The sequence below is a fragment of the Paraburkholderia sp. SUR17 genome (assembly GCF_029536165.1).
Classification (GTDB): domain Bacteria; phylum Pseudomonadota; class Gammaproteobacteria; order Burkholderiales; family Burkholderiaceae; genus Paraburkholderia; species Paraburkholderia kururiensis.
Map to the genome: position 1 here is coordinate 2,879,226 of NZ_CP120509.1, position 15,334 is coordinate 2,894,559.

Here is a 15,334-nt window from a genome sequence, read left to right on the forward strand (position 1 = left end):
GGATTCAACCTGAGCAAGGGGTTCATGCAACGGTCACGCAAGCAGCACGTGAGCGTCATATAGGCGTCAAGCGAGCAACGCGGTGTGCGCGAGCATTTCCCGGTGCAGCGCTTCGGTTGCGGCGGCGAGCACCCGGCCGTCGCTGCCCATGCCGAGGGGCCGGCCCTTCCAGTCCGTCACCACGCCGCCCGCGCCTTCTATCACCGGCACGACCGCGAGGTAGTCATAAGGCGCGAGCCCGGCCTCCACCACCGCGTCGATGTGGCCCGCGGCGAGCATCGCGTAGCTGTAGCAGTCGCCGCCGAAGCGGCGAAACCGCGCGCGTCGGCTCAACGTGTCGAAGACCGCGTATTCCTCGCCTGAAAACATGTCGGGAGAAGTGGCCGAGACATTGGCCGCCGCGAGCGCCGTGCAGCCGCTGGTCGTGCAGCGCGTGGCCGCGCCGGCGTCGGCGCCCGTTGAAGCAAAGCAGCCTTCGGCCGTGCCGATCCATCGCTCGCCCAGCGCGGGGGCGTCGATCACGCCGAACACGGGCCGCCCGGCGTCGAGCAACGCAAGCAGCGTGCCCCACAGCGGCATGCCGCTGATGAAGCTGCGCGTGCCGTCGATGGGATCGATCACCCAGACATGCTGCGCGCCGAGGTTTTGCTGCCCGTGCTCTTCGCCATAGATGCCGTGCTCCGGAAACACGGCGGCAATGCGGGCACGAATATGCGCCTCCACGGCGCGGTCCGCGACGGTAACCGGGCTCTCGTCGGCCTTGGTCTGGATGTCGAGGGGTTGCCTGAACTGGGCGAGCGCGATGCGCCGCGTCTCTTGCAGTACGGCTTCCGCAAAGCGGCGATAAGGATCGCTCGGGTCGGTTGGATCACTCGGGTCAGTTGGGTCGGTCGGTCCGGTCATGGCTTTCATCCTCTGCCTTGCGGGCGGGCCCCACGCCCGCCCGTCGGTCTTGACGCGTCGCCACATGATCCCATAGCCGCCGCCCGTGCGTGCGCGTGCGGGCACGCCGCGCCCGGTTTTGCCGCTTTTTGCTGCTTTTGCTGCGTTAGCGCATATTCCAGCCGGTTGGACGCAGTAGACGACATGATCGTGTCCCCTTAATTCTTCCGACGAATTGCCGTAAACGCGCTCAAGGCCCCGCCGGAGACCCAAAGGACGGTATTGCACACCGTCGCTGCGGCAACAGAGGGCCTCGGCAGCATGCCCCGGCGACTTTTATGCGGTCGGCATCGGCGTGCGCCACCTTCCTTGCCCCTATGCGGTTTGCAACGGTATCGCAAGTCTTCTGCATCCGGCCTGTCCTGGGCCGGCACGCATGGGTCTTGCCGTTCGCGTTGCGCCGATCTCAAGCATCGTTGATATAGGAATTGCGTTACATGAGGATCTCAAACCTGAGAATCGGGGTCCGGCTCAGTTCGGCATTCGGCCTCGTCATCGCCCTGTTGATTGGCACGGCACTGGTCGGTGTCCAGCACCTGGACTCGAGCATGGCCAAGATGGACTCCATCGTCAGCGAACGCTACACGCTGATCGCACTGAGCAACCAGATCAAGAACAACGGCTACAAGGCCAACGGCATTCTGAGCAACCTCCTGCTCGCCACCACGCCCGAGGCCGCGAAGAAGTACATGGACGACTACGTCGTCATCAGAAAGGCCAATGCCGACGCCTACGCGCAGCTGGAGAAGCTGCTCTCGAGCGACGAGGGCAAGGCGCTCTACAAGGAGCAGTTCGACGCACGCAGCGCCTACGGCGTGGACGTGCGCAAGTTCTTCGACCTCGTGGCCCAGAACCGCCAGCAAGACGCGCGCGAACTCTACCAGGGCGAACTCGCGCAGCGCCAGGACCAGTACTACGTACTCGTCGACAAGATGGTGGACTACCAGGCGGCCCAGATGCAGAGGGACTCGGACCGCGCGCGTGAAGAAGGCCACAACGCCAAGATCCAGATGGTGCTGCTCTCGCTCACCGCGCTCTTCGTTGCAGTGGCCACGGGCTACGTCATCACGGCCAGCATCACGCGGCCCGTCAACCGCGCCTTGAGCCTTGCCGAAGCCGTCGCGCAGGGCGACCTCACGCACCGGCTGGAGGGCGACTCCGACGACGAGATCGGCCGCCTGCTCGGCGCACTCAAGCGCATGACCGAAAACCTGCACGGCATCGTGGCGAAGGTGCGCAAGGGCACCGAAACCATCACGATGGCTTCGCGCGAAGTGGCGAGCGGCAACATGGATCTGTCGAGCCGCACAGAGCAGCAGGCGAGCGCACTGGAACAAACCGCAGCGGCGATGGAAGAGCTCACGTCCACGGTGAAGCAGAACGCGGACAACGCACGTGAAGCGAACCAGGTGGCGTCGAACGCTTCCGTGATCGCGTCGCGCGGCGGCGAAGCCGTGAACCGCGTGGTGGACACGATGAGCGCCATCAACGAGTCGTCGCGCAAGATCGTCGACATCATCAGCGTGATTGAAGGCATCGCGTTCCAGACCAACATCCTCGCGCTCAACGCTGCCGTGGAAGCGGCGCGTGCCGGCGAAAACGGCCGCGGCTTCGCGGTGGTGGCGGGCGAAGTGCGCAGCCTCGCGCAGCGCAGCGCGGTGGCCGCGAAAGAAATCAAGACGCTCATTCAGGACTCCGTGAGCCACGTGGACAACGGCAGCAAGATCGTCGAAGAAGCGGGCGCGACCATTCGCGAAGTGGTGACGAGCATCACGCACGTCACGGCCATCGTGAGCGAGATGAGTTCGTCGAGTCAGGAGCAGAGCGACGGCATCGAGCAGATCAACCACGCCGTCACGCAGATGGACCAGGTCACGCAGGAAAACGCCGCACTGGTGGAAGAAAGCGCCGCCGCCGCGCAGGCTTTGCGCGACCAGGCCGCGCAACTCACCGACATGGTGGCCGCGTTCAAGCTCGACGACACGTCTTCGTCAGACCGCTGGCAAACCGCTCGCACCACGCGCGGCGCGAGCACGGCCGGCGCACTGGACGTGACGCCGCGGCCGCTGCTGCTCGGCAGCTGACGCAAACGTTTCAAACCTGACAGATACACAAAGAGGACGGAGACACGGGCCGGCCGCGAGGCCGGTCCGCAGATGAAGCAAAGGGGCGCGCGTGCGCGCTCCGGCTGTCTCGCCGCCCGCACGAGGGCACCCGTCCTGCTGACGTATCGCGTCGGCGCCGCGCGCGCCGTACGGACCGGACGTGTGACTCTGGTGCAGACGACGAGATCCGATCAACGGTTTCTCTCGAGTGCCTACCAGACATGTCCAACGACTATTCCGATCACGTTGCCGTTCCGCGGTTTTCTTTCGGCTCGTCGGCCCAGCATGCCGCGGCCGCTGCGGCGGTTCCCGCATTGCAGATTGCGCGGTTCATCGAGGCGCACCGCCACGAGGGCTACCGCATCGCCAACCTCGATCCGCTCGACCTCGCCTCTCGCGCGGACGTGCCTGAACTCACGCCCGCCTTTCATGGGCTCGACCCCGACCAGATCCGGCCTTCGGATAAGGACGGTTTTCCGGCCGCCGTCACCGTCGAAGAACTCGAGCGGCAACTCAAGCGCGTCTACTGCGGCGCGCTCGGGCTGGACACGAGCGGCGTGCGCAGCGACGCGCGCCGCCGCTGGCTCTTCTCGCGCATGGAGGCGGAGCTGCTGTATCCGCGCACCGCGCCGGAGCAGAGCGAAGCGGGCAAAGCGCTGCTGCGCCGCCTCGTGGAAGCGGAGATGTGGGAGCGCCTCGTCGCCGCGCGCAACGAACACGCAAAGCGCTTTTCGCTGGAAGGCTGCGAGAGCCTCATTCCGCTCGTCGACGCGCTGATCGAGCACGCCGGCAGCCACGGCGTGCAGCAGATGTTCCTCGGCATGCCGCATCGCGGGCGCCTGAATACGCTCGTCAACGTGCTGGGTTTTCCGGCGGAGAAGATGCTGGCGTGCCTCGACCCCGAGTCCGACGTCGCGGCCACACTGACCGATCTCGCCTACCACCTGGGCAGCACGGCGCGCAAAGCAACGCGCCACGGCAACGTGGACGTGTTCCTCGCGCACAACCCGTCGCATCTGCAAAGCGTGTATCCGGTGGTGAGCGGCATGGCGCGCGCGTGGCAGGACGAGCATCAGGGTGCGGGCTGCGTGCCTGTGGTCGTGCATGGCGACGCCGCGTTCGCGGGCCAGGGCATCGTGATGGAAACGCTGAACCTCACGCGCAAGAGCGGCTACGCGCTGGGCGGCACCATTCACGTCATCGTGAACAACCAGATCGGTTTCACCACGCCGAACCTCATGGATGTCTGCGAGCAGACCTGGTGCACAGACATCGCGCGCATGATCGACGCGCCCGTGATCCACGTGAACGCCGACCATCCCGAAGACGTGCTGCGTGCCGCGCGTATCGCGTTCGACTACCGCATGAAGCACGGCGCGGACATCGTCGTCGACCTGATCGGCTACCGGCGCCTCGGTCACTCCGAGCACGACATTCCCGCCATCACGCAGCCGCTCACGCAGGCCGCGGTGGGCGTGCATCCCACGGTGACGGAGCTGTATCACGACGCGCTTGCGCTCACCACGCCGCTCGATGCGCTGCGTGACGAAGCGCTGCGAAAGCTGGAGGCGCAGCAGCCGGAAAGCGATCGTGCGGCTCCGGCTGACGCTATGGCACACCGCGCGCCGCGTACGTCGTTCCAACCCGTCTCGCTCGCGCGCCTTCAGTCGTTGACGAAGACGCTCACGCGCGCCCCCGCCGGCTTCCGGCTGCACGAATTCGTGCGCAATATCGCGGCGCGCTGGCAAGCCACGGTCGCAAGCGAAAGCAATGCCGCAGACTGGACCTTCGCCGAAAACCTCGCCTACGCCACGCTGCTCGAAGACGGCCACGGCATTCGCCTCTCGGGCATGGACGTGGGCCGCGGCACCTTCATGCATCGGCATGCCGTGTGGCACGCCCAGGCCGCGCTGCCGGGCATGGGCGGCGTGCATGTGCCGCTCCAGCACATCGGCGAGCAGCAAGGCGCGTTCGATATCGTGAACTCGCCGCTCACCGAAGAAGCCGTGCTCGGTTTCGAGTACGGCTACAGCGTGCAGGCGAAGCGCCGGCTCACGATCTGGGAAGCGCAGTTCGGCGACTTCGCGAACGGTGCGCAGGTCTTCATCGATCAGTACATTGCGGCCGGCGAGTACAAGTGGGGCTACCAGTCCGCGCTCGCGGTACTGCTGCCGCACGGCCACGAAGGCGTGGGACCGGAGCATTCGAACGGCTATCTGGGGCGTTTCCTGCAACTGTGCGCGGGCGGCAATCTGCGCGTGGCGGTGCCGTCAACGTCGGCGCAATGGTTCCATCTGCTGCGCGAGCAGGCCATGGCGCAGCGTCCCGTGCCGCTCATCGTGATGTCGCCGAAGGGACAGCTCTATGGCAACCCGGCCTCGCATGCGCGGCTCGAACAGTTCGTGGAGAGCGCGTTCCAGCCCGTGCTGAGCGACACCGAGATTGCCGACGCCCACGCCGTGACGCGAGCCGTGCTGTGCAGCGGCAAGCTGTTCTACGAACTGCAGCGCGCGCGCAACGAGGCGCACGATGCCACGGTCGCGCTGATCCGCGTCGAACAGCTGTATCCGTTTCCGCACGCTGAACTCGCGAGCGAACTGGCGAAGTTCGCCAACCTCACGGAAGTCGTCTGGGCGCAGGAAGAGGACCGCAACCAGGGCGCGTGGCGTTCCGTGCGGGAGGACCTGGAGCGCGTATTGCGCCTATCGCGCGAATTGCCCGCAGGCTGCCGTTTGCGCGACGTGTGCCGCACGGCGACTGCGGCAGGCGCGCATTCGTCGATGCGGCCGCACCGCCAGGAGCAACAGCGTCTCGTGACCGAGGCGCTGCGCACCGTGGAGGGCGCGCTCATCGGGTAGCATGGCCTTCCACGCCACTCATGCGGCGCGCGGCCTGCCCGCGCGCCGTCGCCTCTTCCCGCATGTCGCGCAGCGCAAACCGGCACCCCGCGCCGACCATCGTGTTCGGCGCCTTCGATCGACACAACTTCGGCGACCTGCTGTTTGCGCATGTCGCCCAACGCATGCTGCCGGGTCGCGACGTGCACTTCGCGGGTCTCGCCGACCGCGATCTGCGTGAGTACGGTGGTCATCGCGTCCACGCGATCGGTCCGCTGCTCGCCACGTTGAAGGGACGCGCGCCGGATGTGATTCACGCGGGCGGCGAGTTGCTCGCGTGCAATGCATGGGAGGCGGCCGTCATGCTCGCGCCGCCGGGCGACGTGCAAGCCACGCTCGCGAGCGAAGACGCCTGGAAGCAAGACGGACGCGCATGGGCGCAACGGCGGTTCGGCGTCGCTGCGCTCGCACCTTATGTGCTCTCGCGGGCATCGCTGGGCGCGCCTGGCGAGCGCGACCTGAATCGCGTGATCTTCAATGCCGTGGGCGGCGCCGATCTGGCGTCGCGCGATCCGGCATTGCGCGCCGAAGTGCTCGCCAGTCTTCAAGACGCAAACGACGTGAGCGTGCGCGACCGCGAGACGCACGCCGTCTTGCAGGCCCACGGCATCAAGGCGCGGCTCGTGCCCGACCCGGCCGTGATGGTGGCCGAGCTGTTCGGCAAAACGATTCGCCGCCGCGCTGCCGGCAGCATGCTGAAGGCGCTTCACGCCGCTTTCCCGCACGGCTACGCCGCCGTGCAGTTCAGTGCCGACTTCGGCGACGACGCGACGCTCGACACCCTCGCCCGTGAAATCGACTGCATGGCGCGCCGTACGGGCCTTGGCGTGGTGCTGTTTCGCGCGGGCGCCGCGCCGTGGCACGACGACGACGCCTGCTACGAACGGCTGGCCTCGCGACTGAGCGCGGCGACGTCGGTCAGCGTCTTTGCGTCGTTGAACGTGTGGGACATCTGCGCGCTGATTGCGAAGAGCCGCGTGTATTGCGGCAGCAGCCTGCACGGCAGGATCGTGGCCATGGCGTTCGCGCTTCCCCGCGTCAATCTGCAACGCGCTTCGGCCAGGGAATCGACAACCAAGCAGACGGCTTACGCAGCGACCTGGGAGCCCGAAGAGATTGCGCCGGCCGCAGTGGGCATCGATGAAATGGCCGACGGCATTGGCCACGCGCTGACCGCACCCGCCAGCCTGCTGCGCGACACCGCCGCGGACCTCGCCCGCCGTTACCGCAAAGGATTCGAGCCCGTGCGCCTGGGCCTTGGCTGATCCGATCGAGCGTTTCAATAAGCACGCAGCCCCTCGCCAGGACTCACGCCCCGCAAGGCGTGGCGGCCATACGACAAGCGGCGCTTGTCGGTTGACGATCGTCCTTTTCGCCGATATCGTTGCCGACCATGTCCGATCGCGAATTCATCCATCCCGGCGTTCTCGTCCGTCAGAACTGCCTCGAACGCTTCAATCTGAGCGTGACGCGCTGCGCCGAGGTGCTGGGCGTGAGCCGCCAGGCGCTCACCAATCTGCTGAGCGGCAAAGCCGGCATCTCCCCCGAAATGGCGCTGCGGCTCGACAAGGCGTTCGGCGGCGGCGCCGAAACGTGGCTGCAACGGCAGTTGCTTCACGATCTTGCGCGGGCCCGGCTGCGGCTGGATGAACTGAACGTCACGCCGATGGTGCCGGAGCAGCAAGGCGCGTTGTTCTAGCGCGCGGGTCCGCGCGATTCGCGCCGCCAGGCCTTTGCCGTCGCGTTTGCTGCACCTGCACTACAATGCATGCCGTCTGATGTGTCTTGCAGGTCTCCCACACCATGTCCCCGTTTTTCCGAGCGTCTTCCTTCCTTCTCCTGCCGCTTCTGGCCGTGCTGGCCGCGTGCTCGTCCACGCCACAGAAGAAGTTCCAGGACGAAGAGTTGTTCAACTCGGGCACGAGCCCGTATCTGCACAACTTCGACAACGACAACGCGCGCACCTGCGAAGCCGCGCGCCGCGCGCTGCTGAGCCAGGGCTACATGACCACCATGACGCGCCCGGACACCGTGGACGCGACGAAGAACTTCCAGCCCGCGAGCGATTCGCACGTGGTCATCGAATTCCACGTGGTCTGCACGCAAGGCGACGCGGCCAATACGAGCGTGGTCTACGCGAACGCGGTGCAGAACGGCTACGAAATGAAGAAGAGCGATACGTCGGCAAGCGTCGGGCTTTCCATTCTGGGTTCGCTCTCGCTGCCTATCCGCTCGAACAACGACGCCATGGTGAAGGTGTCGAGCGAAACGATTCAGTCAGGCACGTTCTACGACCGCTTCTTCGACCTCGTGAGCCGCTATCTGCACAGCGAGGCGCAGTCCACGCCGGTGCCGGGCGGCGCAATCGACGTCACGCCGCTGCCGCCGCCCCTCGTGCAGCATGTGACGGCGCCTGCTGCGGTGCCGGTTGCCGCTGTCGCCGCTCCCGTCGCGGCAAGCGCAGCGAAGGCCGCAGCAGCGAGTGTCGAGACGACCGCGCCCGGCAGCGTCTCTGCAACGCAGGCAGCGGCAAGCGGTAGCGCGCCGGCGAACGTGACGGTGCCCGGTTCGACCTCGGTCGCGACGAGCAACACGCATGCGGCAAACGACGTGGCGACCCATGTTGCCAACAGCGGCAACACCGCCACCACGAGTTCCATCGCGACCGCGGCGGCACTCATGGGCGTATCCGCCACAACAAATTCCACGGCCGCCGCCACCGCCACACCCGCCGCCGTCCCCCTTGCACCGGCCGCGCCAGCGGCCAATCAGTGAGCCGCGCGAGAGGATGGGTAGCGCCACGCGCCTGACCATCCCGCTCACACTCTTCACAAATCTTTCCTCGCACGACGGCCAGTAACGGAAGTCATGCACAAGCACGACGCAAGTCGTGCGCGCCGAACGTGCCCCTCACCGCGCCAGCACTTTCACACACACTTCGGCGCGCGCGCGTTTAGCCCCTGCAGCAAGGGGCTAAACGCACACCACGCCAGTTCAGCAATCCCCTCTCCTCATCGATTACGTCCCGCCACCGCGCCTCATTACACGCGCCGCGCCGCGAAACGCGCCGTAATCGCGCGCGTTGTCGAAAACCGACAGCGCCGCGCAGCCAATGCGCTTTAATCGCGGCCTGGCGGTCCGCAGAAGACGGTCGCCGGATATGCAACGCATGGCCGGTCTGCAGCGCGGACCCGCTCTCGTCGCCTCTCATTCAGCACTCAAGCAAACGATCTTCGGAGAAGTTTCGATGAAAAAGACACTCATCTCGCTCAGCGCAACCGCGACGCTCGCGCTCGCGGGAACGGCCCACGCACAAAGCAGCGTGACGTTGTACGGCCTGATCGATGCGGGCATCACGTACACGAACAACCAGGGTGGCCACAGCAACGTTCAGGAAACGAGCGGCGCGGTGAACGGCAGCCGCTGGGGTCTGCGCGGCGCCGAAGACCTGGGCGGCGGCCTCAAGGCCGTGTTCACCCTCGAAAACGGCTTCAGCATCGCCAACGGCAAACTCGGTCAAGGCAGCCGCGAATTCGGCCGCCAGGCATTCGTGGGTCTCGCCAGCTCGCAATACGGCGCGCTCACGCTGGGCCGCCAGTACGATTCCGTGGTCGACTACCTCGGCCCGCTCGCGCTCACCGGCACGGGCTACGGCGGCACCCAGGCTGCGCACCCGTTCGATAACGACAACCTCGACAACTCGTTCCGCGTCAGCAACTCGGTGAAGTACCAGAGCGTGAACTACGGCGGCCTGAAGTTCGGCGGTCTGTACGGCTTCTCGAACGATGCGGGCGGGTTCGCCACCAACCGCGCGTATAGCCTCGGTGTCTCGTACAACTGGAACTCGCTCAACGTTGCGGCCGGCTATCTGCAACTCAACAACAGCGGCACCTCGCTCAATTCGAGCGGCGCCGTCAGCGACGACGCGACGTTCACGGCCAAAACCCAGCGCACGTGGGGCGTGGGCGCGAACTACGGCTTCGGCGGCGCAACCGTCGGTCTGCTCGTCACGCAGACGCACCTGAGCAGCCTGACGGGCATCGGCTCGTCGGCATCGGGCACGTCGAGCGGTCTCACGCTCGCAAGCGGCAGCGCACGCTTCAACAACTACGAACTGAACGGCCGCTATCAGCTCACGCCGGCCCTGTCGGTCTCGGGCGCGTACACGTACACGGACAGCCGCATCGCAGGCGTGAGCCCGAAGTGGAACCAGTTCACGCTGCAGACCGACTATGCGCTCTCGAAGCGCACGGACGTGTACCTGGAAGGCGTGTACCAGCACGTGAGCGACACGGGTAACAGCAGCATCCACGCGGTGATCAACGGCCTCTCGACGTCGGACACGAACCAGCAAGTCGCCGTGACGGTGGGGCTGCGTCACCGGTTCTGAGCGTTATGCGTTTGAGGCTCGAGGCGCTGAAGCTTTGAAGTATTGAGGCTTTGAATCTCGGCTCATCGGACGCGAGAAGCCGCAGGAAGCAGGAAGGGCGAAGTCCGGATAACCGGACCTCGCCCTTTTTCCTGATGCAGCGTGTTGTGCAGATCAATCGCGCCGTGCCAAACGCGCACCGCGATTCAATCCTCCGCCCGCACGCCCACCAGCAATGCCACGCCGCTCGCAAACAGCAGCAGCGCCAGCAGATACAACGCGTTGTCCATGCTGCCCGTGTGCGTCTTGATGAGCCCAATGGCCCACGGGCTCACAATGCCGCTCGTAATGCCGATGCTGCTGATCATCGCAATGCCGGAGGCCGCAGCATTGCCCGTGAGCCACGTGGGCGGCACGGTCCAGAAGATAGGCAGCGCCGCGAAAATCAGCACGGCTGCAACAGAGAGAATCGCGAGCATCGCGGCGAGGCTCGACAGATGCAGCGTGAGCAGCGCCAGCGCGATGCCGCCGCCCACGGTGCACGTCGCAAAGTGCCAACGTCGTTCGCCGCGACGGTCGGAGCGGCGTGCGATCAGCATGAGCCCCACTGCGCCGACAGCGTTGGGAATCACGGTGTAGAGGCTGATCCACAGCACGTCGTGCACGCCGAAGTCGCGAATCATCAGCGGCATCCAGAAGTTGAGCGTGAGCGATGCGCACGTCAGCGAAAAGTAGATGAACGCAAAGAGGTACACGCGAGGGTTGCGCAGCGCATCGGCGAACGAGCGCGACGAATGAGCGTGGCCTGCCGCGCGATGGTCCGCATCGCGCTGTGCGATGAGATAAGCCTTCTCGCTCGCAGTGAGCCAGCGCGCGGCCTGCGGTCCGTCGACGAGCCACCAAGCCGCCATCAAGCCCAGCAATACGGCGGGCACGCCTTCGATGGCGAACATCCATCGCCAGCCTTCAAGGCCCAGCGTGCCGCTCATGTCGCGCATGATCCAGCCGGAGAAGAGGCCGCCCAGCACGCCCGCCACGGCCACGCCCGCAAAGAACACGGAGAGCACGGCTGCCCGCCGACGCGCGGGATACCAGTAGGTGAGATACAGCACGATGCCAGGAAAAAAGCCTGCCTCGAAGACACCCAGTGCAAAGCGCAGCACGTAGAAATGCGTGGGCGTGGAAACGAACATCATGGCCGTGGAGGCGAGACCCCACAGCAGCATGATCCGCGTGAACGTGCGCCGTGCGCCGAAGCGCGCGAGCAGCATGTTGCCGGGCACCTCGCACAGCACGTAGCCCACGTAGAACACCGCTGCGCCCAGGCCGTACATGGCGTCGCTGAAGCCCAGGTCGTGCTTCATCTGCAACTGCGCGAAGCCGATGTTGATGCGGTCCAGAAACGACACGACATAGCAGACGAACAGGAACGGCACGATGTGCCACGAGATCTTCCTGTACAGCGCATCGTCGTGGGCATGAGCGGCGGGCTGCGCGACGCCGGGCGACGCGCTTCCCTCGGACCCGAGGTCCGATGCAATCGATTGAGGCATGTGTCTCTCTCCAAACAGGGATGAACCCGGAGCCGGGTTTGTCTCGATGCGGCGTCTGGTGCGCCGCTGGTCGTGGGCAATGCGGTTGTGTCCGGGGTCAGGCCGCCATGGGATGCGGCACGGAGGGCGCCTGCGGCGGCTCGCAACCGGGGCGCCGCTGCGCCAGCGCACCTTCGCGCGCGATACGCATGGCTTCGGTCAACGTCTCGTAATCGCCGATGTGATTGGCGAGCAGCAGGATCAATTGCGCGTTGGCCGACTGGCTCTGCGCGTCGTCCAGATCGCGATGCATCTCGATCAGCGCCTCGTAGAAATCGTCGGGGCGCGCGAGGTTCGGTTGAGTGTTGAGTGTCATCTGTCTCCTCCTTATGCCGTGCCGGCCACGCACAGTGCGCGTTTCAGGGCGCTTTCCACGCGGTCCGCATCCGTGTGCCGCCAGCGTGCGCAGACGTGCTGGTCAGGACGAATCAGATAGAACGTGCCGGGTGTCGCGTCGTAACGTGCAGCCGCAAGGCCTTCCACGTCGCGCAAAACTATGGCCGATGACGGCAAGCCTTCGGGCACGTTCGCGCCATCGCTCACCACAGCGACGATCTTCGTCGGCACCGCGCCTTGTTCGATGCGTTGCAGCGCTGACTGCGTCTGCGCGTCGAGACGATCCACACCACCGCAGAACAGCAGCCCCGTGAACGACTCTCCAAGCCAGTGCAGCAACCATGCAGACGCGCCCTTTACCTCTGCCGCCGAGGAAGATTCGCCGCACACCTGCACCGGCGCATCACAGCATGCGGCGCCCGGCATCATCTGGCCGGCGAAGCGCTCGACATCCGGCGTATTGAGCACCGACTCGTGCAGCACCGCGGGCACCGAGAGCCGTCCGCTGTTCACGAGTTGGCGCGCAAACGCGTGGTCGCGCGCCAGCGTGAGCACGGCGTCGCGGAACACGCGGCTCACCGCGCTCTTCGGCGTGATGAAGTCCGTGGAGCGCGTCGAGTTGCGGATGTTCTCGTCCGCCGCGTATTCGCGTTCGCGGGCGTAGGTGTCGAGCAGCGCGTCCGTGGCGCGCCCTTCCAGCACCATCGCGAGCTTCCATGCGAGGTTTTCCGCGTCCTGCACGCCGCTGTTCGCGCCGCGCGCGCCGAACGGCGACACGCCGTGCGCCGAATCGCCCGCGAACAGCACCTGGCCGTGACGGAAGCTGTCCATGCGCAGGCACGAAAACGTGTAGACGCTCACCCATTCCAGTTCGAACTTCGCATCGGGACCGAGCAGTGCGCGCACGCGCGGAATCACGCGCTCCGGCGTTTTTTCGAGCACCGGGTCCGCGTCCCAGCCAAGCTGGAAGTCGATGCGCCAGACGTTGTCGGGCTGCCGATGCAGCAGCACCGACTGGTTCGGATGAAACGGCGGATCGAACCAGAACCAGCGTTCCGTGGGGAAGTCGGCTTCCATCTTCACGTCGGCAATCAGGAAGCGATCCTTGAACGTGCGGCCGTGGCTGTCTAAACCCATGAGCTTGCGCACCGGGCTGCGCGAACCATCGGCCGCCACGACGTAGCGCGCACGCAGCGTGTAAGTGCCGTCGGGCGTTTCCACGGTGAGCGTCGCGCCGGCATCCGGCGAGCCCGGCGTGCCGTGTTGTTCGATGCCCGTCACGCAGCTCTTCCAGCGCAGATCGATTTGCGCAAACGCCTGCGCGCGTTCCACGAGGAAGCCCTCCAGGTAGTACTGCTGCAAGTTGATGAACGCCGGCCGATGGTGGCCGCTTTCGGGCAGCAGATTGAACGTGTAGACCAGTTCGTCTTTGAGAAAGACCTTGCCCACGTTCCAGCTCACGCCCTTTTCGACCATGCGCTCGGCGCAGCCCAGCCGGTCGAAGATGTCGAGCGTGCGCTTGGAAAAGCAGATGGCGCGCGAGCCCGTGGAGAGCGTGCAGTCGTCGTCCAGCACGACGACCGGCACGCCGCGCTGCGCGAGGTCGATGGCCGTGGCAAGCCCGATGGGCCCCGCACCCACGACCACCACCGGATGCACGTTCGCTTCACTGCCTGGCTGTAGTTCGGCACATGGCTTGTACTCGAACGACAGCGTCTGATAGTTGATCATGTTTCGTCTCCACCCTTCTCTTCCTCGCGCTTTTTTCGCTCTGCCTCGCGTTGCGGTGCGACGTCTTCTGGCGCGGGCCAGTCGCGCGCGAGGCCGTTGTTCGCGCGCCGGTCTTAGCCCTGCAATGCCTTCCACATTTCCTTATCGCGCTCGGCGGTCCAGATGCGCGGATGCTCGATGCCGCTCGCCTCGTCGTAGGCGCGCGTCACGTCGAACGGCAGGCAGTGCTCGTAGATGAACACGCTGCCGAACTTCGGGTCCATCGCTTCACGCGTGAGCGCCATCGCGCCCTTGAGGTCCATCTGCTTCGCCACTGCCGCGCGGCCTTGCGCGAGCAGCGTGGTCACGAAGTCCTTCGTGTAGTCGAGCCCCTTGTTCACGTCTTCGGGCGTGGTGAGCGCGGGCCCGCGGCCCGGCACGAGCTTTTCCGCGCCGAGCGCACGCAGTGCTTCGAGCGTGGCGGGCCACTGCGCGAGTTGCGCGTCGCCGCAGTAGCAGGCCGCGTCGTATTCCACGAGGTCGCCCGAGAACAGCACCTTCTGCGAGGGCAGCCACACCACCGTATCGCCCTTCGTGTGACCCGCGCCCAGGTGCGCGATGCGCACTTCGAGCTTGCCGAGAAACAGCGTGATTTCGCGCTCGAACACGAGCGTGGGCCACGTGAGGCCCGGCACCGTTTCGACACCGGCAAAGAGGCGCGGAAAACGCTCGATCTCCGACTTCATGTCCGCCTCGCCGCGCTCCACGATCATCTCGTAGGTGCCGCGGCTTGCGATGATCTGCTGCGCGCCCTCGGCGAAATACGCCGAAGCACCCAGCACGCGCACCGCGTGATAGTGCGAGAGCACGACGTATTTGATGGGCTTGTCGGTAATGGTGCGGATCTTCGCGATGAGGTCTTGCGCCATCGCGGGCGTGGCCGTGGTGTCCACGATCAGCACGCCGTCGTCGCCGACGATCACGCCCGAGTTCGGGTCGCCTTCGGCCGTGTAGGCCCAGGCGTTTTCAGAAAGCTGCGTGAAGGTGATCTGCTTCTGCTCCAGGTCGGCCTGCGAAGCGAATGCCTTTGCCATCGTCTGTCTCCGTGAAAGTCGTGAACGAGGCGAGAGGCCGTGCCGCAACGCAGCACACCGATGAGCGCGCGCGGGCAGCGCCGCGCCGGCATGACGGGAATGTCTCGCCCCGCTTGGACTGGTTGAGTGGCTGTTGTGTCGGGGTGAATCCATCATAGGGCGTCGCCTTGTTATTTGTCAATAACGAATGTTGTTGCTATACGCTAATCTCCAGACGCGGTGCCGGGGACCGCACTACAGCAGCCCTACGGCGCCCGCCGGCATGCGGGAAACCCCGAAACCTTCGGTT

General features: G+C 65.7%; 11 protein-coding genes. 6 read left to right on the plus strand and 5 right to left on the minus strand.

Translation table 11 applies throughout. The features are described from left to right. Positions 1 to 66 precede the first annotated feature (66 nt). Complete coding sequence (hisN, locus tag P2869_RS30060; RefSeq protein ID WP_277598892.1) at positions 67 to 912, minus strand: histidinol-phosphatase; 846 nt, start codon at positions 910 to 912, stop codon at positions 67 to 69. Positions 913 to 1,379: 467 nt separating this feature from the next. Between hisN and P2869_RS30065 the strand changes: the two genes are divergently transcribed. From P2869_RS30065 to P2869_RS30090, 6 genes are all read left to right on the plus strand, one after another. After that, complete coding sequence (locus tag P2869_RS30065; protein WP_051061967.1) at positions 1,380 to 3,026, plus strand: methyl-accepting chemotaxis protein; 1,647 nt, start codon at positions 1,380 to 1,382, stop codon at positions 3,024 to 3,026. 242 nt (positions 3,027 to 3,268) lie between these two features. Further along, positions 3,269 to 5,905, plus strand: coding sequence for a 2-oxoglutarate dehydrogenase E1 component (locus tag P2869_RS30070; RefSeq protein WP_277598893.1), 2,637 nt, complete (start codon positions 3,269 to 3,271; stop codon positions 5,903 to 5,905). Between the two features lie 62 nt (positions 5,906 to 5,967). Further along, positions 5,968 to 7,209, plus strand: coding sequence for a polysaccharide pyruvyl transferase family protein (locus tag P2869_RS30075; protein ID WP_277598894.1), 1,242 nt, complete (start codon positions 5,968 to 5,970; stop codon positions 7,207 to 7,209). 128 nt (positions 7,210 to 7,337) lie between these two features. Next, complete coding sequence (locus P2869_RS30080; RefSeq protein ID WP_017773979.1) at positions 7,338 to 7,643, plus strand: HigA family addiction module antitoxin; 306 nt, start codon at positions 7,338 to 7,340, stop codon at positions 7,641 to 7,643. A 104-nt stretch (positions 7,644 to 7,747) separates the two neighbouring features. Further along, the gene (locus tag P2869_RS30085; RefSeq protein ID WP_277598895.1) at positions 7,748 to 8,719 is read left to right on the plus strand and encodes a DUF2242 domain-containing protein; all 972 of its coding nucleotides are present in this window, start codon (positions 7,748 to 7,750) and stop codon (positions 8,717 to 8,719) included. A 472-nt stretch (positions 8,720 to 9,191) separates the two neighbouring features. Continuing rightward, positions 9,192 to 10,334 carry a porin gene (locus P2869_RS30090; RefSeq protein WP_277598896.1) on the plus strand — a complete coding sequence of 381 codons (1,143 nt, stop codon included), beginning with the start codon at positions 9,192 to 9,194 and terminating at the stop codon, positions 10,332 to 10,334. Between the two features lie 185 nt (positions 10,335 to 10,519). Here P2869_RS30090 and P2869_RS30095 read toward each other — a convergent pair whose 3' ends face one another. The 4 genes from P2869_RS30095 to P2869_RS30110 form a co-directional block, all read right to left on the minus strand. Continuing rightward, complete coding sequence (locus P2869_RS30095; protein ID WP_277598897.1) at positions 10,520 to 11,866, minus strand: MFS transporter; 1,347 nt, start codon at positions 11,864 to 11,866, stop codon at positions 10,520 to 10,522. A gap of 97 nt (positions 11,867 to 11,963) precedes the next feature. After that, complete coding sequence (locus P2869_RS30100; RefSeq protein WP_017773983.1) at positions 11,964 to 12,221, minus strand: DUF2783 domain-containing protein; 258 nt, start codon at positions 12,219 to 12,221, stop codon at positions 11,964 to 11,966. An 11-nt stretch (positions 12,222 to 12,232) separates the two neighbouring features. Beyond that, positions 12,233 to 13,972 carry an FAD-dependent oxidoreductase gene (locus P2869_RS30105; RefSeq protein ID WP_277598898.1) on the minus strand — a complete coding sequence of 580 codons (1,740 nt, stop codon included), beginning with the start codon at positions 13,970 to 13,972 and terminating at the stop codon, positions 12,233 to 12,235. 113 nt (positions 13,973 to 14,085) lie between these two features. Then, positions 14,086 to 15,045 carry an MBL fold metallo-hydrolase gene (locus P2869_RS30110; protein ID WP_017773985.1) on the minus strand — a complete coding sequence of 320 codons (960 nt, stop codon included), beginning with the start codon at positions 15,043 to 15,045 and terminating at the stop codon, positions 14,086 to 14,088. Positions 15,046 to 15,334 lie beyond the last annotated feature (289 nt).

What these genes read in the sequence shown, in the direction of transcription:
- hisN (WP_277598892.1), bottom strand. Translation starts at nt 912, where the DNA reads ATGAAAGCCATGACCGGACCGACCGACCCAACTGACCCGAGTGATCCA.
- P2869_RS30065 (WP_051061967.1), top strand. Translation starts at nt 1,380, where the DNA reads ATGAGGATCTCAAACCTGAGAATCGGGGTCCGGCTCAGTTCGGCATTC.
- P2869_RS30070 (WP_277598893.1), top strand. Translation starts at nt 3,269, where the DNA reads ATGTCCAACGACTATTCCGATCACGTTGCCGTTCCGCGGTTTTCTTTC.
- P2869_RS30075 (WP_277598894.1), top strand. Translation starts at nt 5,968, where the DNA reads ATGTCGCGCAGCGCAAACCGGCACCCCGCGCCGACCATCGTGTTCGGC.
- P2869_RS30080 (WP_017773979.1), top strand. Translation starts at nt 7,338, where the DNA reads ATGTCCGATCGCGAATTCATCCATCCCGGCGTTCTCGTCCGTCAGAAC.
- P2869_RS30085 (WP_277598895.1), top strand. Translation starts at nt 7,748, where the DNA reads ATGTCCCCGTTTTTCCGAGCGTCTTCCTTCCTTCTCCTGCCGCTTCTG.
- P2869_RS30090 (WP_277598896.1), top strand. Translation starts at nt 9,192, where the DNA reads ATGAAAAAGACACTCATCTCGCTCAGCGCAACCGCGACGCTCGCGCTC.
- P2869_RS30095 (WP_277598897.1), bottom strand. Translation starts at nt 11,866, where the DNA reads ATGCCTCAATCGATTGCATCGGACCTCGGGTCCGAGGGAAGCGCGTCG.
- P2869_RS30100 (WP_017773983.1), bottom strand. Translation starts at nt 12,221, where the DNA reads ATGACACTCAACACTCAACCGAACCTCGCGCGCCCCGACGATTTCTAC.
- P2869_RS30105 (WP_277598898.1), bottom strand. Translation starts at nt 13,972, where the DNA reads ATGATCAACTATCAGACGCTGTCGTTCGAGTACAAGCCATGTGCCGAA.
- P2869_RS30110 (WP_017773985.1), bottom strand. Translation starts at nt 15,045, where the DNA reads ATGGCAAAGGCATTCGCTTCGCAGGCCGACCTGGAGCAGAAGCAGATC.